This window comes from Azovibrio sp. (genome assembly GCF_049658005.1).
Lineage (GTDB): Bacteria > Pseudomonadota > Gammaproteobacteria > Burkholderiales > Rhodocyclaceae > Azovibrio.
Genome location: NZ_JBASOH010000002.1, coordinates 1 through 21,869, shown reverse-complemented (window position 1 = coordinate 21,869; position 21,869 = coordinate 1). Strand labels below are relative to the sequence as shown.

At 59.5% G+C, this 21,869-nt stretch carries 36 protein-coding genes and 1 pseudogene; 3 read left to right on the top strand and 34 right to left on the bottom strand.

Annotated elements, in window-relative coordinates; all coding sequences use genetic code 11:
- From WBH99_RS00255 to WBH99_RS00240, 4 genes are all read right to left on the bottom strand, one after another.
- On the bottom strand, positions 1-317 hold a 317-nt coding region (locus WBH99_RS00255; protein ID WP_424218093.1), incomplete at its 3' end, for a hypothetical protein.
- Positions 314-886, bottom strand: a complete 573-nt coding sequence (locus WBH99_RS00250) for a DUF2802 domain-containing protein (protein WP_424218092.1) — start codon at positions 884-886, stop codon at positions 314-316. The genes WBH99_RS00255 and WBH99_RS00250, both read right to left, overlap by 4 nt.
- Before the next feature lie 20 nt (positions 887-906).
- The gene (locus tag WBH99_RS00245; protein WP_424218091.1) at positions 907-2,061 is read right to left on the bottom strand and encodes an OmpP1/FadL family transporter; all 1,155 of its coding nucleotides are present in this window, start codon (positions 2,059-2,061) and stop codon (positions 907-909) included.
- A 42-nt stretch (positions 2,062-2,103) separates the two neighbouring features.
- Positions 2,104-2,454, bottom strand: coding sequence for an acyl-CoA thioesterase (locus WBH99_RS00240; RefSeq protein ID WP_424218094.1), 351 nt, complete (start codon positions 2,452-2,454; stop codon positions 2,104-2,106).
- A gap of 383 nt (positions 2,455-2,837) precedes the next feature.
- On the opposite strand from WBH99_RS00240, the gene WBH99_RS00235 reads away from it, so the two are divergent.
- The 3 genes from WBH99_RS00235 to WBH99_RS00225 are packed head-to-tail and all read left to right on the top strand — an operon-like array spanning position 2,838 to position 7,578.
- Positions 2,838-5,147 (top strand): CHASE domain-containing sensor histidine kinase, encoded by a 2,310-nt coding sequence (locus WBH99_RS00235; protein ID WP_424218090.1) that lies wholly within the window; start codon positions 2,838-2,840, stop codon positions 5,145-5,147.
- Positions 5,144-6,055, top strand: coding sequence for a response regulator (locus tag WBH99_RS00230; protein ID WP_424218089.1), 912 nt, complete (start codon positions 5,144-5,146; stop codon positions 6,053-6,055). The genes WBH99_RS00235 and WBH99_RS00230 overlap by 4 nt, the downstream gene beginning before the upstream one ends.
- Positions 6,052-7,578, top strand: a complete 1,527-nt coding sequence (locus WBH99_RS00225; RefSeq protein WP_424218088.1) for a SpoIIE family protein phosphatase — start codon at positions 6,052-6,054, stop codon at positions 7,576-7,578. Before WBH99_RS00230 ends, WBH99_RS00225 begins: the two co-directional genes overlap by 4 nt.
- Positions 7,579-7,636: 58 nt before the next feature.
- Here the strand turns inward: WBH99_RS00225 and rplQ are convergent, their stop codons facing one another.
- From rplQ to tuf, 30 genes and pseudogenes are all read right to left on the bottom strand, one after another.
- Positions 7,637-8,041: a 50S ribosomal protein L17 gene (gene rplQ / locus WBH99_RS00220; RefSeq protein ID WP_424218087.1), complete on the bottom strand. Its 405-nt coding sequence runs from the start codon at positions 8,039-8,041 to the stop codon at positions 7,637-7,639.
- Positions 8,042-8,107: 66 nt separating this feature from the next.
- The gene (locus WBH99_RS00215; RefSeq protein WP_424218086.1) at positions 8,108-9,082 is read right to left on the bottom strand and encodes a DNA-directed RNA polymerase subunit alpha; all 975 of its coding nucleotides are present in this window, start codon (positions 9,080-9,082) and stop codon (positions 8,108-8,110) included.
- 33 nt (positions 9,083-9,115) lie between these two features.
- The gene (gene rpsD, locus WBH99_RS00210; protein WP_424218085.1) at positions 9,116-9,745 is read right to left on the bottom strand and encodes a 30S ribosomal protein S4; all 630 of its coding nucleotides are present in this window, start codon (positions 9,743-9,745) and stop codon (positions 9,116-9,118) included.
- 12 nt (positions 9,746-9,757) lie between these two features.
- Positions 9,758-10,147, bottom strand: coding sequence for a 30S ribosomal protein S11 (gene rpsK, locus WBH99_RS00205; protein WP_424218084.1), 390 nt, complete (start codon positions 10,145-10,147; stop codon positions 9,758-9,760).
- A 12-nt stretch (positions 10,148-10,159) separates the two neighbouring features.
- The gene (gene rpsM, locus WBH99_RS00200; RefSeq protein WP_424218083.1) at positions 10,160-10,525 is read right to left on the bottom strand and encodes a 30S ribosomal protein S13; all 366 of its coding nucleotides are present in this window, start codon (positions 10,523-10,525) and stop codon (positions 10,160-10,162) included.
- A gap of 54 nt (positions 10,526-10,579) precedes the next feature.
- Positions 10,580-10,693, bottom strand: a complete 114-nt coding sequence (gene rpmJ / locus WBH99_RS00195; RefSeq protein WP_026688017.1) for a 50S ribosomal protein L36 — start codon at positions 10,691-10,693, stop codon at positions 10,580-10,582.
- 75 nt (positions 10,694-10,768) lie between these two features.
- Positions 10,769-10,987 carry a translation initiation factor IF-1 gene (gene infA, locus WBH99_RS00190; protein WP_424218082.1) on the bottom strand — a complete coding sequence of 73 codons (219 nt, stop codon included), beginning with the start codon at positions 10,985-10,987 and terminating at the stop codon, positions 10,769-10,771.
- Positions 10,988-10,994: 7 nt separating this feature from the next.
- Positions 10,995-12,314, bottom strand: coding sequence for a preprotein translocase subunit SecY (gene secY, locus WBH99_RS00185; RefSeq protein WP_424218081.1), 1,320 nt, complete (start codon positions 12,312-12,314; stop codon positions 10,995-10,997).
- Between the two features lie 26 nt (positions 12,315-12,340).
- Positions 12,341-12,787, bottom strand: coding sequence for a 50S ribosomal protein L15 (gene rplO / locus WBH99_RS00180; RefSeq protein WP_424218080.1), 447 nt, complete (start codon positions 12,785-12,787; stop codon positions 12,341-12,343).
- A 1-nt stretch (position 12,788) separates the two neighbouring features.
- On the bottom strand, positions 12,789-12,971 hold the full coding sequence (rpmD, locus tag WBH99_RS00175) for a 50S ribosomal protein L30 (RefSeq protein ID WP_424218079.1): 183 nt from the start codon (positions 12,969-12,971) through the stop codon (positions 12,789-12,791).
- A 3-nt stretch (positions 12,972-12,974) separates the two neighbouring features.
- Positions 12,975-13,502 carry a 30S ribosomal protein S5 gene (rpsE, locus tag WBH99_RS00170; RefSeq protein ID WP_424218078.1) on the bottom strand — a complete coding sequence of 176 codons (528 nt, stop codon included), beginning with the start codon at positions 13,500-13,502 and terminating at the stop codon, positions 12,975-12,977.
- A gap of 28 nt (positions 13,503-13,530) precedes the next feature.
- Positions 13,531-13,887, bottom strand: coding sequence for a 50S ribosomal protein L18 (gene rplR / locus WBH99_RS00165; RefSeq protein ID WP_424218077.1), 357 nt, complete (start codon positions 13,885-13,887; stop codon positions 13,531-13,533).
- A gap of 9 nt (positions 13,888-13,896) precedes the next feature.
- Positions 13,897-14,430: a 50S ribosomal protein L6 gene (rplF, locus tag WBH99_RS00160; RefSeq protein ID WP_424218076.1), complete on the bottom strand. Its 534-nt coding sequence runs from the start codon at positions 14,428-14,430 to the stop codon at positions 13,897-13,899.
- A gap of 10 nt (positions 14,431-14,440) precedes the next feature.
- The gene (rpsH, locus tag WBH99_RS00155; protein WP_424218074.1) at positions 14,441-14,839 is read right to left on the bottom strand and encodes a 30S ribosomal protein S8; all 399 of its coding nucleotides are present in this window, start codon (positions 14,837-14,839) and stop codon (positions 14,441-14,443) included.
- Positions 14,840-14,857: 18 nt separating this feature from the next.
- Entirely contained in the window at positions 14,858-15,163 is a 306-nt protein-coding gene (rpsN, locus tag WBH99_RS00150; protein WP_424218073.1) for a 30S ribosomal protein S14, read from the bottom strand.
- Positions 15,164-15,170: 7 nt separating this feature from the next.
- Positions 15,171-15,710, bottom strand: coding sequence for a 50S ribosomal protein L5 (gene rplE / locus WBH99_RS00145; RefSeq protein ID WP_424218072.1), 540 nt, complete (start codon positions 15,708-15,710; stop codon positions 15,171-15,173).
- 9 nt (positions 15,711-15,719) lie between these two features.
- Positions 15,720-16,037 carry a 50S ribosomal protein L24 gene (gene rplX / locus WBH99_RS00140; protein WP_424218071.1) on the bottom strand — a complete coding sequence of 106 codons (318 nt, stop codon included), beginning with the start codon at positions 16,035-16,037 and terminating at the stop codon, positions 15,720-15,722.
- Positions 16,038-16,047: 10 nt separating this feature from the next.
- The gene (gene rplN, locus WBH99_RS00135; protein WP_424218070.1) at positions 16,048-16,416 is read right to left on the bottom strand and encodes a 50S ribosomal protein L14; all 369 of its coding nucleotides are present in this window, start codon (positions 16,414-16,416) and stop codon (positions 16,048-16,050) included.
- A 144-nt stretch (positions 16,417-16,560) separates the two neighbouring features.
- Positions 16,561-16,827, bottom strand: a complete 267-nt coding sequence (gene rpsQ, locus WBH99_RS00130) for a 30S ribosomal protein S17 (RefSeq protein ID WP_424218069.1) — start codon at positions 16,825-16,827, stop codon at positions 16,561-16,563.
- Positions 16,824-17,018, bottom strand: a complete 195-nt coding sequence (gene rpmC / locus WBH99_RS00125) for a 50S ribosomal protein L29 (RefSeq protein WP_424218068.1) — start codon at positions 17,016-17,018, stop codon at positions 16,824-16,826. Before rpmC ends, rpsQ begins: the two co-directional genes overlap by 4 nt.
- 2 nt (positions 17,019-17,020) lie before the next feature.
- On the bottom strand, positions 17,021-17,434 hold the full coding sequence (gene rplP, locus WBH99_RS00120; RefSeq protein WP_424218067.1) for a 50S ribosomal protein L16: 414 nt from the start codon (positions 17,432-17,434) through the stop codon (positions 17,021-17,023).
- Entirely contained in the window at positions 17,435-18,223 is a 789-nt protein-coding gene (rpsC, locus tag WBH99_RS00115; protein ID WP_424218066.1) for a 30S ribosomal protein S3, read from the bottom strand.
- Between the two features lie 9 nt (positions 18,224-18,232).
- Positions 18,233-18,562 carry a 50S ribosomal protein L22 gene (rplV, locus tag WBH99_RS00110; protein ID WP_424218065.1) on the bottom strand — a complete coding sequence of 110 codons (330 nt, stop codon included), beginning with the start codon at positions 18,560-18,562 and terminating at the stop codon, positions 18,233-18,235.
- A gap of 9 nt (positions 18,563-18,571) precedes the next feature.
- Positions 18,572-18,847 (bottom strand): 30S ribosomal protein S19, encoded by a 276-nt coding sequence (rpsS, locus tag WBH99_RS00105; RefSeq protein WP_026687999.1) that lies wholly within the window; start codon positions 18,845-18,847, stop codon positions 18,572-18,574.
- Between the two features lie 11 nt (positions 18,848-18,858).
- Positions 18,859-19,686 (bottom strand): 50S ribosomal protein L2, encoded by an 828-nt coding sequence (gene rplB / locus WBH99_RS00100; RefSeq protein ID WP_424218064.1) that lies wholly within the window; start codon positions 19,684-19,686, stop codon positions 18,859-18,861.
- Positions 19,686-19,988, bottom strand: a complete 303-nt coding sequence (rplW, locus tag WBH99_RS00095) for a 50S ribosomal protein L23 (RefSeq protein ID WP_424218063.1) — start codon at positions 19,986-19,988, stop codon at positions 19,686-19,688. The genes rplB and rplW overlap by 1 nt, the downstream gene beginning before the upstream one ends.
- Positions 19,985-20,608 carry a 50S ribosomal protein L4 gene (gene rplD, locus WBH99_RS00090; RefSeq protein WP_424218062.1) on the bottom strand — a complete coding sequence of 208 codons (624 nt, stop codon included), beginning with the start codon at positions 20,606-20,608 and terminating at the stop codon, positions 19,985-19,987. Before rplD ends, rplW begins: the two co-directional genes overlap by 4 nt.
- A 9-nt stretch (positions 20,609-20,617) precedes the next feature.
- Entirely contained in the window at positions 20,618-21,256 is a 639-nt protein-coding gene (rplC, locus tag WBH99_RS00085) for a 50S ribosomal protein L3 (RefSeq protein ID WP_424218061.1), read from the bottom strand.
- A 111-nt stretch (positions 21,257-21,367) separates the two neighbouring features.
- Positions 21,368-21,679, bottom strand: a complete 312-nt coding sequence (gene rpsJ / locus WBH99_RS00080; protein WP_026687994.1) for a 30S ribosomal protein S10 — start codon at positions 21,677-21,679, stop codon at positions 21,368-21,370.
- Positions 21,680-21,744: 65 nt separating this feature from the next.
- A pseudogene (tuf, locus tag WBH99_RS00075) lies at positions 21,745-21,869 on the bottom strand (elongation factor Tu); the annotation flags it as partial.

Sequence of the window (21,869 nt, the reverse complement as noted above, 5' to 3'; positions counted from 1 at the left end):
TCCACAACCGGGGCCGCAGGAACATCCGGCGCGGGCGCAGGGGCTTCCGGCGGGAGGGAGGGAGGCGGCAAAGCGGGGGCGGCTTCCGGCTCCGCCGCCGTCACCGGCTGGGTCAGCTGCCGTTTGGGGGCAACCGGTACCGGCTCGGTGAACTCGGGGACTTCCGCTTCTTCGGTCGTGCTCAGGTAATCAAAGAAGGCCAGCAGGCCCAGCAGCAGCCCCACCAGCAGGGCGGCAAACATCAGGCGCTTGACGATGCGGCTGCGCTGCTCGGCTTCCTGACCCAGGCTTTCCGGTGCAAAAGCATCCTGGGTCATGAGCGCCCTCCCTCCTTGTTCTTGACCAGGGCCACCACCAGTTCAGCCTCGGCCCGCGCGATACCGCAACGCTCGGAGATGGTCAGGGCATCGTGGCCGAGAATGGCCATCTGCATGGCGTCGCTATAGAGGGGAGAGGCATTCTGGGCGGCCCGGCTGGAATGGATCTCCTGCTGCAAATCCTCGCGCAGACTGGAAATTTCTTCGCGCAGGGCGGCCAGGGCACCGCGCAGGGAATCCACTTCCTCGCGCATCTGCTCCATTTCCCGCTCGACCCCCTCCATGAACGCTTCCTGGGCGAAACTGCGATTTTCGGCAGGCCAGGCCGGCTCCGGCTGGTTTTCCGGTGCGGCGGCCTGCTCCGCCGCATGGACGACGACCGGATCGACTCGCCCCAGATCATCCAGAAGGCCGCCACGCGGCTCCTGGGGCGCCGGTGCCGCTACATCACGCCGGCTGATGCGACGCATGCGCCAGAGCAGCCAGACCATGTAGACGACAACCCCCAGGATCAGGGCCAGCAATCCTTCACGCCAGCCCAAGCTCGGATCTCCCAGGCTCAGCTGCATGCCGCCTCTTCAAGTCCGGATCAGAAACTCTGGGTGTATTGCACGCCCAGCAGGTGGCCGCCAGCATCGTATTCACCCTTGAGGCGTGTCACCGGCACCGCGGCCTGGGCTTGATCGATCCGGGTGTTCTTCATCCACTGGTAGGTGTAGCCGAAATCCAGGGCCGAGTTCTGGCTGGGCTTGTACTGGCCGCCGATGCTAAAGCCGATACGATGCCCATCGGGCAATTGAGCGTTGCGCTCGCCGTCCCGCAGCGGGCTGCGATCGTAGGAAATGCCAAACCGGGACTTCCAGGTCTCGTTGTACTTGTAGGCGGCCCCCCAGGCAAAACGCCAGCTGTCACGCTCGAAGTCGTCATTGACCTTCCAGTGCGTGTAGGAAAGATCGCCCATGGCCTCCCAGCGATCCGAGACCTGCTGCCAGACCGAGAGGGTGAAGGTGCCCGGCAGATCCAGATTGCGGCTGGCAACCGCGGCGGGAGAGCCGGTCAGATTGACGGGCTCGTCCAGGTCGTACTTGATGGCGGAGCGGTAAGCCACCCCGATCCGCATCGCCGGAGAGAGGGTGAACAGCACGCCGGCATTCCAGCCCCAGGCACTGTCGTCGGTGGAGGTGCGCACCAGAGCGCCCACCCCATTATTCAAGGCGGTATCCACCTTGATCTTCTGATAGTTGAGCCCCAGGCCCAGGGAGACCTTCTCGGACAGTTTGTAGGCCACGGAGGGATTGACGTTCAAGGTGCGGACTTCGGCCTCGACGCTCTGGAAGCGGCCCAGCCAGTTGTCGTCGTAATCGGTGTGCAGGCTGAAGGGGGAGGAAATCCCCAGGCCCACCACCCATTCCGGGCTCAGGGCCCAGGACAGGTAGGCATTGGGCAGGGCGCGCCATTCGCCGGCATCGCCACCATTGCCACCGGTACCGACGGAACCTTCATTGTTGAACTCGTAGTTGTGCAGGGCGCCAACCAGGCCCAGGGAAACCTGGCGGGCCGGCAAGCGGGTCATGCCGGCCGGGTTGTAGAAGATGGTGCTGGCATTATCCGCCACCGCGGCAGAGCCGGCATAGCCGGTGCCGAGGCCGCTGGCGTTCTGCTCCATGGACTGAAAGCCACCAGCGAGGGCCGTGCCGGAAAAGGCAGCCAGGAGCGCGGCGGACAGGGCGTGCATTTTGTTCATGATTTGGCTCACAACCAGGGCAATGACAATAAGTTCTGGATTCTACGCATTTTCCCGGGGCACGTCGCGCTTGTTGCCGTCCGCATCCAGGGCCACGTAGGTAAGTGTTGCTTCCGTGACCTTGACAAACACCGGATTGGAGGGATGCCGCTCGGCAAAGACCTGAACCGCCACGGTCATGGAGGTGCGGCCCAAATTGACGACTTCCGCATAGAAACTGACCAGATCGCCAGAGGAGATCGGCTGGTGGAACTGGAAGGCATTGACGGCCACCGTGGCCACCCGCCCCCGGGAATGGCGCATGGCTTCGAGGCCGCCGGCCAGGTCCACATGGGCCATGACCCAGCCGCCGAAGATGTCGCCGAACACGTTTTCTTCCTTGGGCATCGGCATCAGGCGCAAGATGGGCTGCCGGTCGGGCAGGCGGACAGTTTGATCGATCACGGCGAAGCTCCTCACAAAGGCGCTGATTTTCTCAGATCATCGCAAATTTTCATATACTGGCCGGCTCGCCCCGCCTGAACCCATGCACACCGCCCCATCGGCATCGATGGCCGCCAGCTCAGCCAGCTCAGCCAGTTCAGCCAGTTCAGCCAGGCCAGCCCGAGAAACGCCATCGGCACCCTCCCCCAGACCACGGTGCGGCTCAACGACACGCGCTACGACACCATCCAGTACGGCCACCCCGAGGGGCGCCATGCAGAATTGCTGGCAAAGAACGGCGTTTATGCTCAAATGTGGGTTATTCAGCAACAGGAAAGCCGGACCTGAGTCCCATGCCTGCCCTCATTTCACTCAAGCACCCGCTCCTGTCACTTCCCGCCAGCCGCTGGCTGCTCACTGCCCTGGCCTTCGGCAGCATCTTTCTGGCCACCTCGCTATTTGCCCGCCACCTTTACCAGCAGCAGCAGCTGGAACGTCAAACTCGGTTTTCGGTCGATGCCGCCCTGGTGACGGTGGAAATTCGCGACCGCCTGCGCTATCACGCCCAGTTCCTGCAAATCCTGCGCGCCTTCGTGAGCAGCACCCCTCGTCTCGACCACAGCCGTTGGCAGCACTTCAGCCAGCAGCAGGACATCCACACCCATTTGCCCGAACTGCAAGCCTATGGCTACCTGCCTGCGGTGGCACCCGAGGCGGTGGAGCGCTTCATCGCCCAGGCGCGACGGGAGTTGAACCAGCCGGATTACCGGATCTTTCCATCCGGCCGGCCCTTGCGTTTCCCCGTTCTTTATATCTCGCCGCTGGCCGGTACCAATCTGCGCGGACTGGGCTACGACCCGACCTCCGACCCGGTGCGCCGGGAGGCGATGGAACACGCCCGGGATGAAGCGGCGGTGAGCATGACTCGCCGCCTGCAACTGTTTTCCGACCGCGACTCGCCGCTTTGCCCCGGCATTGAACTCTACCTTCCCCTGTACGCCGAAAATCAGCCCACCGGTACGGTAGCGGAGCGTCAGCAAGCCCTGCGTGGCTATGTCTTTGCCGCTTTCCGCATCAGCGACCTGATGCAGACCCTGAATTACATCCACAATCCCGCTTTGGCCCTGCAGATTTTTGATGACCAGGGCTTCGAGAGCCAGAAGGGGGGACAACAACTGACCCTGCTGCACGACACCCAACCCGAACGGCCGCCCGTCCTGAAGGAAACCCTGCAAGAAGAACGTGAGCTGAGTTTCGGCTCGCGGACCTGGCTGCTCCGCTTCGTAGGCGCCTCCCCTCCGGCCTGGCTGGCCTGGCAGAACCCGGTCAGCATCAGTCTGATTGCAGGCGGCGGACTCGCCACCCTGGCCGCCATCTTGTTGTGGACCCTCACGACCCAGGGCCAGCGCGCCCAGGCTCAGGCCCAAGACATGACCCGGGCCCTGGAAAAATCGGAGCAGCGCTTCCGCCTGGCGGCCGAAGGTGCCAACGATGGCATCTGGTACCGGGATTTTTGCACTGGCAATACCTATTTTTCCGAGCGCGTCATCCGCCTGCTCGGCTATACCGGATCGAGCATCGAACAAAGCGATGATTTTTTCCTGCGCCGCCTGCATCCAGACGACATTCCCCGCCGCCGCCAGGCACTCGAGACCCATTTGAAGCAACGCGCGCCCTATGATCTTGAAGTCCGCATGAAACGCGCCGACGGTCACTGGCAGTGGTTCAACATCAAGGGCCAGGCCACCTGGGACGCCCAGGGCCAGCCCCTGCTCATGGCCGGCTCCCTCTCTGACATCGATGCCAGAAAACTGGCGGAAATCGAACTCCATCAGCACCGGGACCGCCTGCAGGAATTGGTGGAAGAGCGCACCGAACTGCTTGAAATCGCCCTGAAGGATGCCCGGGAAGCCGGCCGTGCCAAGTCGGAGTTTCTGGCCAACATGTCCCACGAATTGCGCACCCCCCTGCATGCCATGCTCGGTTTCGCCAGCATGGGTCTGGGCAAGTCCGAAGGCAACGAAAAAATCCACCGCTATTTCGAGCGCATCGAGCAAAGTGCTGAACGCTTGCTGACGCTGGTCAATGATCTGCTCGACCTGGCCAGGCTCGAAGCCCGGAAAATGGAAATCACCCCCAGCTTTCAGGATGTGCTGCCCATCTTGCAACAGGTCGTGAGCGAACTCGATCCGCTGCTTCAGAAGAAACAATTGCAGGTCACGATCGAGCAGCATTGCGCCAGCACCATGGCCTTCGCCGATACCCCCCGCTTCGCCCAGGTCCTGAACAATCTGCTGTCCAATGCCATTCGCTTCTCTCCCGCGGGAGGCTGCATCCGCTTTATCTTCAGCACCACGGAGATTCCGCGCGGACGACGCAACTCCGACCAGGGCCGGATGTCCGCACTTACCCTGGTCGTGGAAGATCAGGGTCCCGGCATTCCTGCCGATGAACTGGAAGTCATCTTTGACAAATTCGCCCAGAGTAGCCGGACCCGCACGGGGGCGGGTGGCTCCGGCCTGGGCCTGGCCATCTGCCGTGAAATCATGGCGGCGCACCGGGGCCGGATTCATGCCGAGATCCGCGCCGAAGGGGGCGCACGTCTGATCGTGTCCCTGCCCAATGCTGACAACAACCCACCGCGAGAGGAAAACCCTCCATGACCGACCACCTGCTGGTTGTGGACGACGAACCCATCAACCTGGAGATCATCGAGGAATATCTGGAAGGCTCCGGTTTCTCAGCCGACTTCTGCGCATCGGGTGAGAGTGCCTGGCAGGCCCTGGACCAGAACCCCCGCCGCTACGATGCCGTCCTGCTCGACCGGATGATGCCGGGTCTGGATGGGATGGCCCTGTTGCGCCGCATCAAACCCGACCCCCGTTTCAATACCCTGCCCGTCATCATGCAAACAGCCGCCTGCAGCCCTCAGCAGATCCGCGAGGGGCTCGAGGCCGGCGCTTACTATTACCTGACCAAGCCTTATGAGCGGGAAGGATTGCTGGCCATCATCCGGGCCGCCCTGCAGGTGGCCCGGGAAAGAACCGCCATGCGGCAGCTGGAAAGCGAACGCTGGCGCGGCCTGCAGTTTTTGCAGGAGGCTCGTTTTTGCATCAGGACGGTGGAAGAGGCGGGGCAACTCTCGGCCTTTCTGGCGCAAGCCAGCCCCCAGCCCGAGGCGGCCCGACTAGGCCTGATGGAACTGATGCTGAACGCGGTGGAGCATGGCAATCTGGGCATCACTTACGCCGAGAAATCGAGGCTGAAGCAGACGGATGACTGGCACAATGAAATCGCCCGGCGCGCCGGCCTGGCGGAAAATCAGGACAAGGTGGTGGAGGTGCGGATCGCCCGGCAAGCGCAAGCCTTGATCGTGCGTATCGAAGATCAGGGCCCTGGCTTTGACTGGTCTCCCTACCTTGAATTCAGCCCCGAACGGGCCTTTGATCCCAACGGCCGCGGCATCGCCCTGGCGCGCACACTGAGCTTTACTGCCCTTGAATATCAGGGCAAGGGCAATATCGTACAGGCCACCCTGGCCCTGACCCTGAATACTGGAACCTCCACATGACCCCTCCCCCAGCCAATCTGCCGCCTCTGAACATCCTTGTCGCGGACGACACCCTTTCCAATCAGCGATTGCTCGAAGTTTTTCTCAGCAAACTCGGTCATCAGGTGCGATGCGTCAGCAACGGGGCAGAAGCGGTGGCCGCCTTCAACGCGGAACCGCCCGACCTGGTGCTGATGGACATCATGATGCCGGTGATGGATGGCTTTGATGCCGCGCGCCAGATCAAGGCACACACGGAGAAATGGATACCCGTGATCTTTCTCTCGGCCCTTGACCGCGACCAGAACCTGCTCGCCGGCCTGGAGGCCGGTGGCGATGATTACCTCAGCAAGCCGATCAACTTCGTCATCCTCGCAGCCAAATTGCGCGTCATCCAGCGGGCCCTGTACTTTCAGTCCGAAGCACAGAGCGCACTGAGCCGGATCGAAAATCTCTCCAACAGCATCCTCGAGGCCATCATCACGATTGATCGGCACGGCATCATCCAGCAATGCAATCTGGCCACGGAAATCATTTTCCAGTGGCCGGCCAGCGAACTGCACGGCCAGAACATTGCAGTGTTGATGCCCGCGCCACAGAGCCAGGAACATGATTTTTACATCAGCCGCTACCTCGCTGGCGGCCCCCCAACGGTCGTAGGCAGCCGCCGGAATGTAATCGCCATGCGCCGCAATGGCCAGACCTTTCCCGCCGAGCTTGCCGTCTCGGAATTGCGCCAGAAAGGCGATCGCTTTTTTGTCGGTATCCTGCGCGACATTAGCGCGGAGCAGCAGACGCAACATCAACTGGGCGCTTTTCATGAGGCCGTACAGGATGAACAACGCCTCGCCAAGCAATTGATTGAATTACAACTGCATCGCCCCGGTCTACAGGACCCTCTGGTGCAATACTGGGTCGCCCCCACCACCACCTTCAGTGGAGACGTGGTCGCCGCAGCCCGTTCACCGGCAGGGGGCCGCTATGCCCTGCTGGCGGATGCCACCGGCCATGGACTGGCTGCCGCCATCTCCGTCCTGCCCGTACTGGCGCTGTTCTATCGCATGGCCTCACAGAACCAGTCCCTTTCCAACATCCTCCAGGAACTGAATCAACAGTTGCTGGAGTCGGTTCCAACCGGGCGTTTCGTGGCCCTTTCGCTGGTCTTTGTTGCCCCAGAAGGCGGGCATGGTCAAATCTGGGTCGGCGGCACGCCTGCTGCACTGCTCCTGGATGAATGGGGACGGGAAATCCGCCACTTTGCCTCCACCCATCTGCCGCTGGGTATCGTCAGCAATCAGGAACTGGATATCGCCGTGGAATCTTTCGAATGGAGCCAGGGGCACCAGATCCTGCTGTTCTCGGACGGTCTGATCGAAGCAGAACGCGGCGATGGTGAAGCCTTCGGCCTGGAAGGGTTGCGCGAGACCCTGCTGCATAGCAGTCCGGACAGCCGCAAGAAGGTCCTGATGCACGCTTTGGGCGAGCATCTGAGCGCCAATCCCGCCCAGGATGATGTCTCCTTGTTGCTGCTGAGCCATAGTTGAAACCGGCCATGAAAAAACCGGGCAGCCGCCCGGTTTTTTCATGGCTTACCTGAAGCAATCAGGCTTCGCTGCTGTCTTCCAGCACGTCCTCACCCTCGACGGGATCCGGACGGTCCACCAGTTCCACGAAGGCCATGGGAGCATTGTCGCCCACACGGAATCCGCATTTCAGGATGCGCAGGTAGCCACCCGGACGGTTGGCATAGCGGGGCCCCAGAACTTCAAACAGCTTTCCGACGATTTCACGATCACGCAGACGATCAAAAGCCAGACGGCGATTGGCCAGACTGGGCTTCTTGCCCAAAGTGATCATGGGCTCCACCACCCGGCGCAATTCCTTGGCCTTGGGCAAAGTGGTCTTGATCGCCTCGTGCTTGAGCAGCGAGACGGACATGTTGCGCAGCATCGCGAGACGATGGCTGCTGGTGCGGTTCAGTTTCCGCAAACCAAGACGGTGACGCATGGTTAATTCCTTTCTTTTGTACAGGCGTCCCTTTAAGGGCGCAGGTCGGTAGGGGTGATCAGGCGATCAAGCCCGTTCCAGACCGGCGGGCGGCCAGTTTTCCAGCTTCATGCCGAGGGTCAGGCCACGGGAGGCCAGCACTTCCTTGATCTCGTTCAGGGACTTGCGGCCCAGGTTCGGGGTCTTCAGAAGTTCATTCTCGGTGCGCTGAATCAGGTCGCCTATGTAGTAAATGTTTTCTGCTTTCAGACAGTTGGCCGAACGAACCGTCAACTCCAGATCGTCCACCGGGCGCAGGAGGATGGGGTCCACCTGGGCTGGCCTGGCCGCTTCCACAGCCGGCGCAGTCCCTTCGAGATCAGCAAACACTTCCAGCTGGCTCATCAGGATGCGGGCGGCTTGGCGAATGGCTTCTTCCGGCTGAATGACGCCATTGGTCTCGATTTCAACGATCAGCTTGTCCAGGTCGGTACGCTGCTCCACCCGTGCGGATTCCACGGAATAGGAAACACGCTTGATGGGGCTGAAGGAAGCATCGAGCACCAATTGACCAATGGTCTTGGCATCGCCCAGATTGCGCAGGTTGCCGGGCACATAGCCGCGCCCCTTTTCAACCTTGAGCTCCATGGCCAGCTTGCCGCCGGGCTGCAGGTGCGCAATCACATGCTCGGGATTGATGATTTCCACATCATGGGAAACCTCGATATCCCCGGCACGGATCACGCCCGGGCCTTCTTTCTTGAGGGTCAGAAGGGCCTCGGAACGATTATGCAGCTTGAACACCACCCCCTTCAGATTCAGGAGGATGTCGACCACATCTTGTTCCACGCCATCGATGGTGGAGTACTCATGCAGCACGCCGTCGATGGAAACCTGGGTCGGTGCATAGCCATCCATGGAGGAAAGCAGGATGCGGCGCAAGGCATTCCCGAGGGTATGCCCGAAGCCGCGCTCAAAAGGCTCCATCACGACCCGGGCTTCCACCGGGGAGACGCTCTGGACGTCGATGATGCGCGGTTTCAAGAGAGCATTACTTTGCATGGGCTGTCCTTTTTCTATTCGCCGGAAATCTGGTTACTTCGAATACAGTTCGATGACCAGACCTTCATTGAGGGTCGGGGAGAGCTCGGAGCGTTGCGGCATGGCCTTGAAAGTACCCTTGGCCTCCTTCACATCCACCGCAACCCACTCAGGGAAACCACGGGATTCGGCGGCAGCCAGTGCGGCCTTGGTACGCAGTTGAGCCTTGGCCTTGTCGGTCAGTGCCACCACGTCGCCAGGACGGACCGTGTAGGAAGGAATGTTCACGCGCTTGCCGTTGATCAGCACGCCATTGTGGCGCACGACCTGGCGAGCTTCGGTGCGGGAGGCACCAAAACCCATCCGGTAGGCAACGGAGTCCAGACGGGCTTCCAGCAGTTGCAGCAGATTTTCGCCAGTCTGGCCCTTGCGGCGCTCGGCTTCAGCAAAAGTGCGGCGGAACTGGCCTTCCAGAACCCCGTAGGTACGACGAATCTTCTGCTTGGCGCGCAGGTGCACCCCATAGTCAGACAGACGCGCACCCGATTTCTGGCCGTGCTGACCGGGAGCATACTCACGGCGCTCGATGGCACACTTGTCGGTAAAACACTTTTCGCCCTTGAGGAACAGCTTTTCCCCTTCGCGGCGACACTGGCGGCATTTCGGATCGAGATTACGAGCCACGTTCAGAACTCCTTAAATACGGCGCTTTTTGGGCGGACGGCAGCCGTTGTGGGGCACCGGGGTCACGTCAGTGATACCGGTGATCTTCATGCCCAGCGCATTGAGCGCACGGACGGAAGATTCACGACCGGGGCCGGGGCCCTTGATACGAACTTCCAGATTCTTGACGCCACATTCCTGAGCCGCCTTGCCGGCAGTTTCAGCAGCCACCTGGGCAGCAAAGGGAGTGGACTTACGGGAACCACGGAAACCGGCACCCCCGGAGGTTGCCCAGGACAGGGCATTGCCTTGACGGTCGGTGATGGTAATGATGGTGTTGTTAAAGGAAGCATGAATGTGGGCAATGCCCTCAGCCACGTTCTTTTTAACTTTTTTGCGAACTTTCTGTGCGGTCTTAGCCATGATCTGTCCCTATCACTTCTTCTTGCCGGCGATGGCCTTGCGCGGCCCCTTGCGGGTACGCGCATTGGTGCGAGTCCGCTGACCGCGGCAGGGCAGGCCCTTGCGGTGGCGCAGACCACGGTAGCAACCCAGGTCCATCAAACGCTTGATGTTCATGGTGACTTCACGGCGCAGATCACCTTCAACGGTGAATTTACCCACTTCGTCACGCAAGCGCTCCATGTCGGCGTCCGACAGGTCCTTGATCTTGGTGGTACAAGTAACACCAGCAGCCTCACAGATCTTCTGTGCGCGAGAACGGCCGACACCATAGATGGCGGTCAGCGCAATCTCAGCGTGCTGATGGTTCGGAATGTTTACCCCTGCAATACGGGCCATTGATTCACCCCAACGATGCCAAAATTAATAAAAAAATCCAAACAGGGACATGTTTCAGCCCTGCCGCTGTTTATGGCGCGGATCCTTGCAGATGACGCGCACCACGCCCTTGCGGCGGATCACCTTGCAATTGCGGCAAATGCGCTTCACCGAAGGCAATACTTTCATTTTTACAACTCCTCAATTAGGCGGTCAGGGAGCAGCCGTGATCCCGTCCCACCTGGGGTTACGCGTAGAGAATTCTTATTTGGTCCGGAAAACGATCCGGGCCCTGGATAGATCATAAGGTGTCAGTTGAACCGTCACCTTGTCGCCGGGAAGGATGCGGATATAGTGCATCCGCATCTTGCCGGAGATGAAGGCAAGTACCACATGCCCGTTTTCAAGCTTTACCTTGAAAGTCGCATTGGGGAGGTTTTCAATCACCTCGCCCTGCATTTCAATGAGATCTTCTTTCGCCATGTCTTGATTACTTGATCAAGGGGGCACCCTTGAAATTCGCCTTCTTCAGGAGACTTTCATACTGGTGCGACATCACATAAGCCTGCACCTGGGACATGAAGTCCATGGTCACGACCACGATAATCAACAAGGAAGTCCCGCCGAAATAAAAAGGAACATTCCATTTCAGGATCAGGAATTCGGGCAGCAGACAGACCAGGGTGATGTACACCGCCCCCACCAGGGTCAGGCGCATCAGGATCTTGTCAACATAACGGGCCGTCTGCTCACCCGGCCGGATGCCGGGGATGAAGGCGCCGCTCTTCTTCAGGTTATCGGCGGTTTCCCTGGAATTGAACACCAGGGCCGTATAGAAAAAACAGAAGAAAACAATGGCCGCCGCATACAGCAGTACATAAATCGGTTGTCCCGGGGAAAGCGCACCGGCCACATCCTTCAACCAGGTCATGGACTCACCAGAGCCAAACCAGCCGGCTGCCGTTGCCGGGAACAAAATGATGCTGGAGGCAAAAATGGGCGGGATCACGCCGGCCATGTTGAGCTTCAGAGGCAGATGCGAGGATTGCCCGCCATACACCTTGTTCCCCACCTGGCGCTTGGCGTAATTCACCAGGATCTTGCGCTGGCCACGCTCCACGAACACCACGAAGGCGGTCACCAGCACCACCAGCACGCAGACGACGATGGCAGACAGCGGATGCATGGCACCGGTACGCACCAGTTCGAACAGGCCCGCGATGGCCCTGGGCAGACCTGCCGCAATACCGGCAAAAATGATGATCGAGATGCCGTTGCCCAGGCCGCGCTCGGTAATCTGCTCGCCCAGCCACATCAGGAACACGGTGCCGGTCACGAGGGTGGTCACCGTCGTGAGCCGGAACAGGAAGCCGGGATCATTCACCAGCCCGGCTTGTGATTCAAGCGCCATGGCAATCCCCAGCCCCTGGAAGAAGGCAAGGACCAGGGTGCCGTAGCGGGTATATTGCGTAATCTTGCGCCGCCCCGCTTCCCCTTCTTTCTTCAGGCTTTCCAACTGGGGAATGGCGACGGTCATCAGCTGCATGATGATGGATGCAGAGATGTAGGGCATGATGCCCAGGGCAAAAATGGTGAAACGCGACAGGGCACCACCCGAGAACATGTTGAACATGCCCAGGATGCCACCCTGTTGCGACTGGAACAGATCGGCCAACACGGCAGGATCGATCCCTGGAACCGGAATATGGGCGCCAATGCGGTAAACCACCAAGGCTCCCAGGAGGAACAACAAGCGGCGCTTGAGATCGCCGAACTTTCCACCCTTCGCCAGACCAGGTTTTGCTGCCAAGATACTATTCCTTCACACTGCTTGGGTTAGACGGCAACACTGACGGCAACACTGCCACCGGCGGCTTCAATCGCAGCCTTCGCACCCTTGGTGGCGCCGACGCCCTTCAGGATCACCTTGCGGCTGATTTCACCGGAAAAAATCACCTTGGCAGACAGCGCATCAGCCGCGATCAGGCCAGCCTGCTTGAGCACCAGCAGATCCACTTCATCCACGGGCAAGGCATTCAGTTCGTACAGACGAACTTCAACATTGCGGTGATTGGTCAGGGACACGAAGCCGCGCTTGGGCAGGCGACGGTAGATGGGCATCTGACCGCCTTCGAAACCGACCTTGTGGAAGCCGCCGGCGCGGGACTTCTGGCCCTTGTGGCCGCGACCGGCCGTCTTGCCCAAGCCGGAACCAATACCCCGGCCGACACGCTTGTTCGCGTGCCGGGCACCCTCTGCGGGTTTGATCGAATTCAGACGCATCTCAGCCCTCGCACTTCAGCAGGTAGGAAACCTTGTGGATCATGCCGCGCACCGCGGGCGTATCCACCAGTTCCACGGTGTGATTCAGCTTGCGCAAGCCCAGACCGCGCACGGTGGCACGGTGGGATTGCTTGGTCCCGATGATGCTCTTGACGAGCGTCACCTTTACAGTTTTCTCGGACATCTCTTACCCCTGGATTTCTTCGACGCTCTTGCCCCGCTTGGCAGCGATCTCGGCCGGCGTGTTCATGCGAGCCAGACCGTTCAGCGTGGCGCGAACGATGTTGTAGGGATTGGTAGAGCCATGCGCCTTTGCCACCACATTGGTGATGCCAATCACTTCGAAGACAGCGCGCATGGCGCCGCCGGCGATGATGCCAGTCCCCTCGGGAGCGGGCTGAATCATGACTTCAGTGGCGCCATGCTTGCCAACCACGGTGTGATGCAAGGTCCCGTGCTTCAAGCTGACCTTGAACAGCTTGCGACGGGCTTCTTCCATCGCCTTCTGCACGGCCACGGGCACTTCACGGGACTTGCCCTTGCCCATGCCGACGCCACCGTCACCATCCCCCACCACGGTCAGTGCGGCAAAACCGAGAATCCGGCCGCCCTTCACCACCTTGGTGACGCGGTTGATGGAGACCATCTTTTCCCGCATGCCGTCATCACGCTCTTCAGCCTGCTGCGGCTTCTTGTTTCTTTCAGGTTTAGCCATTTCTTTAACCTCGTCCTTGAGCCCGCGATCAGAACTTCAGACCGTTTTCACGGGCAGCCTCGGCCAACGCCTTGACGCGGCCATGGTATTGGAAACCGGAGCGATCAAAGGCGACGGTCTCGATCCCTGCGGTCCTGGCGCGCTCGGCAATCAGCTTACCCACCAGGGTCGCTGCTGCCTTATTGCCACCATTGCCAAGGTCCTTGCGCACATCTGCTTCCAGGGTGGAAGCAGCCGCCAGGACCTTGCTACCGCAGGCGCTGATGATCTGAGCATAAATGTGGCAGTTCGTGCGGTTAACGCACAAGCGCACAGCCTTGAGCTCGGCGATTTTGGCCCGGGATTTGCGGGCACGGCGCAGACGCGCTTGTTTCTTGTTAAGCATATGCCACCCTTACTTCTTCTTGGTTTCCTTGAGGACAACAACTTCATCCGCATAGCGCACACCCTTGCCCTTGTAAGGCTCGGGTCTGCGATATGCACGGATATCCGCGGCCACTTGACCGACGGCCTGCTTGTCCACGCCCTTGATGACAATCTCGGTCTGCGAAGGCGTTTCAGCCTTCACACCGGCGGGCAGCTTATGCACGACGGGATGAGAGAAACCGAGGGTCAGATTCACTGCATCGCCTTGAACCTGGGCACGATAACCCACGCCCACCAAGGTCAGCTTCTTTTCGAAGCCCCTGGAAACGCCGGCAACCATGTTGTTCAGGTTGGCACGCATGGTGCCCCACATGGCAGAGGCGTTTTCCACGCCAGCCACACGAGCACACTGTACATTCTGGCCTTCCACCCTGACTTCAACAGCCGGATGGGAGGCCGCCTTCAAAGTACCCAGCGGGCCTTTGACGGTGATTTCCTGGGCACTGACGCTGACTTCAACGCCAGCAGGCAGGACGATCGGATTCTTACCTACGCGGGACATGATTACTCCCTTATGCCACGATGCACAGCACTTCGCCACCAACCCTGGTAGCGCGCGCCTTGCGGTCAGTCATCACACCCCGGGGGGTGGACACGATGGCAATACCCAGACCGTTCATGACACGGGGGATATCCTCTGAACCCTTGTAAATACGCAGCCCGGGCTTGGAAACGCGTTCAATGCGCTCGATGACGGGACGACCTGCATAATACTTCAGGGCAATTTCCAGAGTTGCCTTATTGCCTTCAGACTCTTTCACTGCATAATCTTCGACATAACCTTCGTCCTTCAGCACGGCAGCAATGGCTACCTTGACTTTGGATGAAGGCATTGCCACAGCAGCCTTTTCAGCCATCTGGGCATTGCGGATGCGGGTCAGCATGTCCGCGATGGGATCGCTCATCGCCATATCTCTATCCTCCTGAGCTTACCAGCTGGCCTTGACAACACCCGGGATCTTGCCATCGAAGGCCAGTTCGCGGATCTTGTTACGACACATGCCGAATTTGCGGAACACACCACGGGGACGCCCCGTGAGCTGACAACGATTGCGCAGCCGGGAAGGACTGGCATTGCGGGGAAGCTGCTGCAACTTCAGACGAGCTTCATAACGCTCGGCTTCAGACAGGGCGGCATCATTGATGACGGTCATCAGCGCTTCGCGTTTCTTCGCGTATTGAGCCACCAGTGCACGGCGCTTTTCTTCGCGGTTAATCAGGGCAAGTTTCGCCATCTCTGCCTCAACTCTTGAAAGGGAACTTGAACGCAACGAGGAGGGCCTTGCACTCTTCGTCGGTTTTCGCGGTGGTGGTGATGCTGATATTCATGCCCCGCAACGCGTCGACCTTGTCGTACTCGATTTCGGGGAAAATGATCTGCTCTTTCACACCCATGTTGTAGTTGCCCTGACCGTCGAAGCCCTTGCCAGCCACACCACGGAAGTCGCGGACCCGCGGCAGCGCAATGCTGACCAGGCGGTCCAGGAATTCATACATGCGCGGGCCGCGCAGCGTCACCATGCAACCAATGGGATAACCATCACGGATCTTGAAACCCGCGATCGACTTGCGCGCCTTGGTCACCACGGGCTTCTGACCCGCCACTTTCTGCATGTCACCCACCGCGTGGTCCAGCACTTTTTTGTCCGACACCGCTTCACCCACGCCCATGTTCAGCGTGATCTTGGTGATGCGCGGGACTTCCATGACGGACTTGTAGCCGAAGCGCTTGCTCAGCTCCGGAGCCACGTCTTTCTTGTAAATCTCAAACAAGCGAGCCATGTCGTTTCCTTACACGTTCACCAGTTCGCCGTTCGACTTGAACACGCGAACCTTGCGGCCATCCTCCAGCACCTTGATGCCAACGCGGTCGGCCTTGGAGGTAGCAGGATTGAACAGAGCCACATTGGAGATATGGATGGGCATGTCCTTGTCGACAATGCCACCCGCCACACCCTTCATGGGATTGGGCTTGACGTGCTTCTTGGCACGATTGACACCCTCGACCACCAGGTGATCGGCATCCACGCGTACAGAAACCGTGCCGCGCTTGCCCTTGTCCTTGCCAGTAATGACGATGACTTCGTCACCTTTACGAATCTTTTCCATATCGGGCTCCTTAAAGCACTTCCGGCGCCAGGGAAACGATCTTCATGTATTTCTCGGTCCGCAGTTCGCGGGTAACCGGTCCGAAGATACGGGTGCCGATCGGCTCCAGCTTGTTGTTGAGCAGCACCGCAGCATTGCCATCGAACTTCACCACGGAGCCATCGGGACGACGCACACCCTTGGCAGTACGAACCACCACGGCGTTGTAGACATCACCCTTCTTGACGCGCCCGCGAGGGGCCGCATCCTTGATGCTGACCTTGATGACATCTCCAATGCTCGCATAGCGACGCTTGGAGCCACCCAGCACCTTGATACACATTACTGAACGAGCGCCGGTGTTATCGGCGACATCCAGAACCGTCTGCATCTGAATCATTTTTAACTCCAACTTATCCCGCCGGTGGCGGACAGTTTTGGAACCCGTAAGGGAGAAATCAACCTGATCCGCAACCCCGGGAGGGCCACGGGAAACAAAGAAGCCGGATCATACCGGCTTCTTCGCGTTCATGCAAGCCTGAAACTAAACCATCACTGCCTTTTCAAGCAGCCTGGTGACGCGCCAGGTCTTGGAGCGGGAGATAGGACGAGACTCTTCAATCTCGACCAGATCGCCCTCACCCATTTCATTCATCTCGTCATGGGCGTGATACTTCTTGGACTTGGTGATGATCTTGCCGTAGATCGGATGCTTCACCCGACGCTCGACCAGGACCGTCACGGTCTTGTCCATCTTGTTGCTGACGACACGGCCGATCAGCGTACGCTTGTTGCTCGTGGTCTCAGTCATTGCTGCACCGCCTTTTCACGGATAAGGGTACGCACGCGAGCGATGTCACGCCGGACCTTGCCAATCTGGCTGGTATTGGCCAGCTGTTGCGTGGCAACTTGCATGCGCAGGCTGAACTGGGCCTTCAGAAGGTCCAGCAGTTCAGTCTTGAGCTCATCCACGCTCTTCTTTCTCAATTCGATCGCTTTCATGCTCACACCACGTGTCGTGTAACGAAAGTGGTCGCGAAGGGGATCTTGGCTGCAGCCAGGCGGAATGCCTCGCGTGCCAGTTCTTCGCTCACACCATCCATTTCATAAAGGACCTTGCCCGGCTGGATCTCGGCGACCCAGTACTCGGGATTCCCCTTGCCGTTACCCATCCGGACTTCGGCGGGCTTTTTGGAAACGGGCTTGTCCGGGAAAACACGGATCCAGATGCGCCCTCCCCGCTTGATGTGCCGGGTCATGGCACGACGGGCAGCTTCGATCTGGCGGGCAGTCAGCCGACCGCGGCCAATGGCCTTCAAGCCCCACTCACCGAAGGAAACCTTGGCGCCGCGGGTGGCGAGACCCTCGTTGCGGCCCTTGTGTTCCTTGCGGTACTTGCGACGATTAGGTTGCAGCATTTATGCACCTGCCTTTCTTACACGCTTGGCGGGCGCCCTGGCATCACCGTCGGCAGGCTTCTTGTCCGCACGAGGCGTGCGGGGCTTGTCACCTTCAGGACGGGGACGACGGGCCCGACGGGCATCATCAGCGGCCACTTCGACTTCAGGCTGTTCACCACGCGCCAGCATGTCGCCCTTGTACACCCACACCTTGATACCGATGGCACCGTAGGTGGTTTCGGCGGTGGAAGTGGCGTAGTCGATGTCGGCGCGCAGGGTGTGCAGGGGCACACGACCTTCGCGATACCATTCGGTACGGGCGATTTCGGCGCCGTTGAGACGGCCGGAACTCATGATCTTGATGCCCTGGGCACCCAGACGCATGGCGTTCTGCATGGCGCGCTTCATGGCGCGGCGGAACATGATCCGCTTTTCCAGCTGTTGCGCGATGGAATCGGCGATCAGCTGGGCATTGGTTTCAGGCTTGCGAATCTCCTCGATGGACACATGCACGGGCACGCCCATGATGCGCTGCAGATCGGAACGCAACACTTCGATGTCTTCGCCCTTCTTGCCGATCACCACGCCCGGACGGGCGGAAAACACGGTGATGCGGGCGTTCTTGGCTGGACGCTCGATCAGCACACGACCGACGGAGGCGTGCTTGAGTTTCTTGCTCAGGTATTCACGAACCATTACGTCCTGGGCCAGCATGACAGGAAAATCCTTGCTGTTGGCGAACCAGCGGGAATCCCAGTCACGGGTGACGCAAAGGCGGAAGCCTGTTGGATGAATTTTTTGTCCCATGGCTTATCCTCAGTTCCCGACCGTCACATAAATGTGGCAGGTCGGCTTGACGATCCGGTTGCCACGACCTTTGGCGCGTGCGGCAAAGCGCTTCAATACCATGCCCTTTTCGACATGGATGGTCTTGACCTTCAGCTCGTCAATATCAGCGCCGTCGTTGTGCTCGGCATTCGCCACAGCAGAGAGCAGCACCTTCTTGATGATGCCAGCGCCCTTTTTGGGGCAGAAGGCCAGAATGTTCAGCGCGTTGCCAATCGACTTGCCGCGAACCAGGTCGGCGACAAGACGGCCCTTCTGGGCAGAGAGGCGAACGCCACGCAGAGTTGCAGTAGTTTCCATGTGGCCTCCTTATTTCTTCGCCTTCTTGCCGGCGGTATGACCCTTGAAAGTACGGGTCAGGGAGAATTCGCCCAGCTTGTGACCGACCATGTTTTCAGTGACGTAGACCGGGATATGTTGCTTGCCGTTATGCACGGCGATGGTCAGGCCAACGAAATCAGGCAGCACGGTGGAACGACGCGACCAGGTCTTGATCGGGCGCTTGTCGTTACCAGCGCGGGCAGCATCAACTTTTTTAAGCAAATGGGCATCGATGAACGGGCCCTTTTTTACAGAACGTCCCATATCTCTACCCCTTAACGCTTATGACGACGCTGCACGATCATGCTGTTCGTGCGCTTGTTGCTACGAGTCCGATAACCCTTGGCAGGCTGACCCCAGGGATTGACGGGAACGCGGCCTTCACCCGTACGGCCTTCACCACCACCATGGGGGTGATCGACCGGGTTCATGGCCACACCGCGAACGGTCGGACGAATACCACGCCAGCGATTTGCGCCGGCCTTGCCGATCTTGCGCAGGCTGTTTTCTTCGTTGCCGACTTCACCGACGGTGGCACGACACTCGACATGCACCCGGCGGATTTCACCGGAGCGCAAACGGACCTGGGCATAGCTGCCTTCACGGGCCAGCAGTTGCACGGAAGCACCCGCGGCACGCGCCATCTGGGCGCCCTTGCCCGGCAGCATCTCGATGCAGTGGATCGTGGTACCGACGGGGATGTTGCGGATCGGCAGGGCATTGCCCGGCTTGATCGGGGCTTCGGAACCACTGATGATGACCTGACCGACGACCATGCCCTTGGTGGCAATGATGTAACGGCGTTCACCATCGGCGTAGCAAAGCAGGGCGATGTGCGCAGAACGGTTGGGATCGTATTCAATGCGCTCGACCTTGGCGGGGATACCGTCCTTGTTGCGCTTGAAATCGATCACACGGTAGTGCTGCTTGTGACCACCCCCCTGGTGACGCACGGTGATGCGACCATTGTTGTTACGACCGGCATTGGAGGATTGCGGCTCAACCAGAGCGGCAAAGGGCTTGCCCTTGTGCAGATTGGCGGCAACCACCTTGACCACGGCACGACGGCCGGGAGAAGTCGGCTTGACTTTGACGAGGGCCATTACGCGTTCCCTCCTTCCACAAAGTTGATTTCCTGACCGGGCTTGAGGCAGACGAAAGCCTTTTTCCAGCCTTTGCGACGGCCGGTAGTTTGCTTGAAGCGTTTGACCTTGCCCTTGACATTCAGCACCTGTACGGACTCGACCTGAACCTTGAACAACAGCTCGACGGCAGCCTTGATTTCAGGCTTGGTGGCATCCGTGGCAACACGGAAGATCACCTGCTCGTTCTTGTCGGCAACGTAGGTTGCCTTCTCGGAGATTTGCGGTGCCAGCAGCACCTGCAGCAGACGTTCCTGATTCATCCCCACATCTCCTCAAATTTGGCCACGGCGTTGCGGGTAACCAGGACACGGGGAAAACGAACCAGGGAAACAGGATCGGCTTCCTGAGCTTCCAGGACCAGCACGTTGGGCAGGTTGCGGGAGGAGAGATACAGATTCTCATCCAGTTGATCCGTGATCACCAGCAGGCGATCCTCCAGACCCATGCCCTTCAGCTTCTGGGCAAAGAGCTTGGTCTTGGGCGCGTCGATGGAGAGGGAATCCACCACCAACAGGCGGCCCTGACGGACCAGCTCGGAGAGAATGGACGCCACCCCGGCGCGGAACATCTTCTTGTTGACCTTCTGGGAAAAATTCTCTTCGGGAGAATTGGGGAAGGCACGACCGCCCCCACGCCAGATGGTGCTCGAAGACATGCCGGCACGCGCGCGGCCCGTACCCTTTTGCTTCCAGGGCTTATGAGTGGTGTGCGCCACTTCGGCGCGATTCTTTTGCTTGCGATCCGCCGTCCGGGCGTTGGCCTGATAAGCCACCACCACCTGGTGAATCAATGCCTCGTTGTAATCACGGGCAAACAGCACGTCGGACGCCTGCAGGGGTGCAGCCGCCTGACCTTGTTCGTTAATTACCTTCAGTTCCATGCCGACTCCTCAAGCCTTGACCGCAGGGCGGACGACGACGTCGGACCCTTTGGCACCCGGCACAGCACCTTTCACCAGCAGCAGCTGGCGATCGGCATCAACGCGAACGACGGTCAGCCCCTGCTGCGTACAAGCCGCGTCACCCATGTGACCGGCCATGCGCTTGCCCGGGAATACCCGACCCGGATCCTGGGCCATGCCAATGGAACCGGGCGCGTTGTGCGAGACGGAGTTACCGTGCGATGCACGCTGGGAACTGAAGTTATGGCGCTTGATGCCGCCCTGGAAGCCCTTACCGATGGAGGCACCGGTAACGTCAACCTTCTGACCTTCAGCAAAAATGGTGACAGCCACTTGATCACCCGGCTTGAAGCCGGAGAGCTGATCGGGCTCAACCCGGAATTCCTTCAGGACATGCCCGGCTTCGACACCCGCCTTCGCCACATGACCCGCCAAAGGCTTGGTCACACGGGAGGCGCGGCGCTTGCCGAAGGCCACCTGAACGGCTGCATAGCCGTCGGTTTCCGGCGTTTTGACTTGGGTCACGCGATTGTTGGACACGTCAAGCACAGTTACCGGAATGGACGCGCCATCCTCGGCAAAAATGCGAGTCATGCCAACCTTGCGACCAACAAGGCCTAGACTCATGGTTATTCTCCTCATCGTCAGCTACGGTTGGCTGACGGATGGACAAGCAAAATTGGGTGACGCAATCGCGCCACCCCCGAAAAGCCGTGGATTATACCCACAACCATTGATTTACTGCAACTTGATTTCCACATCCACGCCAGCAGGCAGATCCAGTTTCATCAGGGCATCGACCGTCTTGTCGGTCGGATCCACGATGTCCATCAGGCGCAGGTGGGTACGAATTTCAAACTGATCGCGGGAAGCCTTATTGACGTGCGGGGAACGCAGAATGTCAAAACGCTGCTTGCGGGTGGGCAGCGGTACGGGACCGCGCACCACGGCACCTGTGCGCTTGGCGGTTTCAACGATTTCCTGGGCAGACTGGTCGATCAGCTTGTAATCGAAGGCCTTCAGGCGGATGCGGATTTTCTGGCTTTGCATGGCAGTTCCAAAGAGCAAGGGGCGAAACGGCTTTCGCCCCGGGTTTCAAAAAAGAGCAGTAACGATTACTCGATGATCTTGGAGACGACGCCGGCGCCCACGGTGCGGCCGCCTTCACGGATGGCGAAACGCAGGCCTTCTTCCATGGCGATCGGGCAGATCAGTTTCACGGTGATGGAGACGTTGTCGC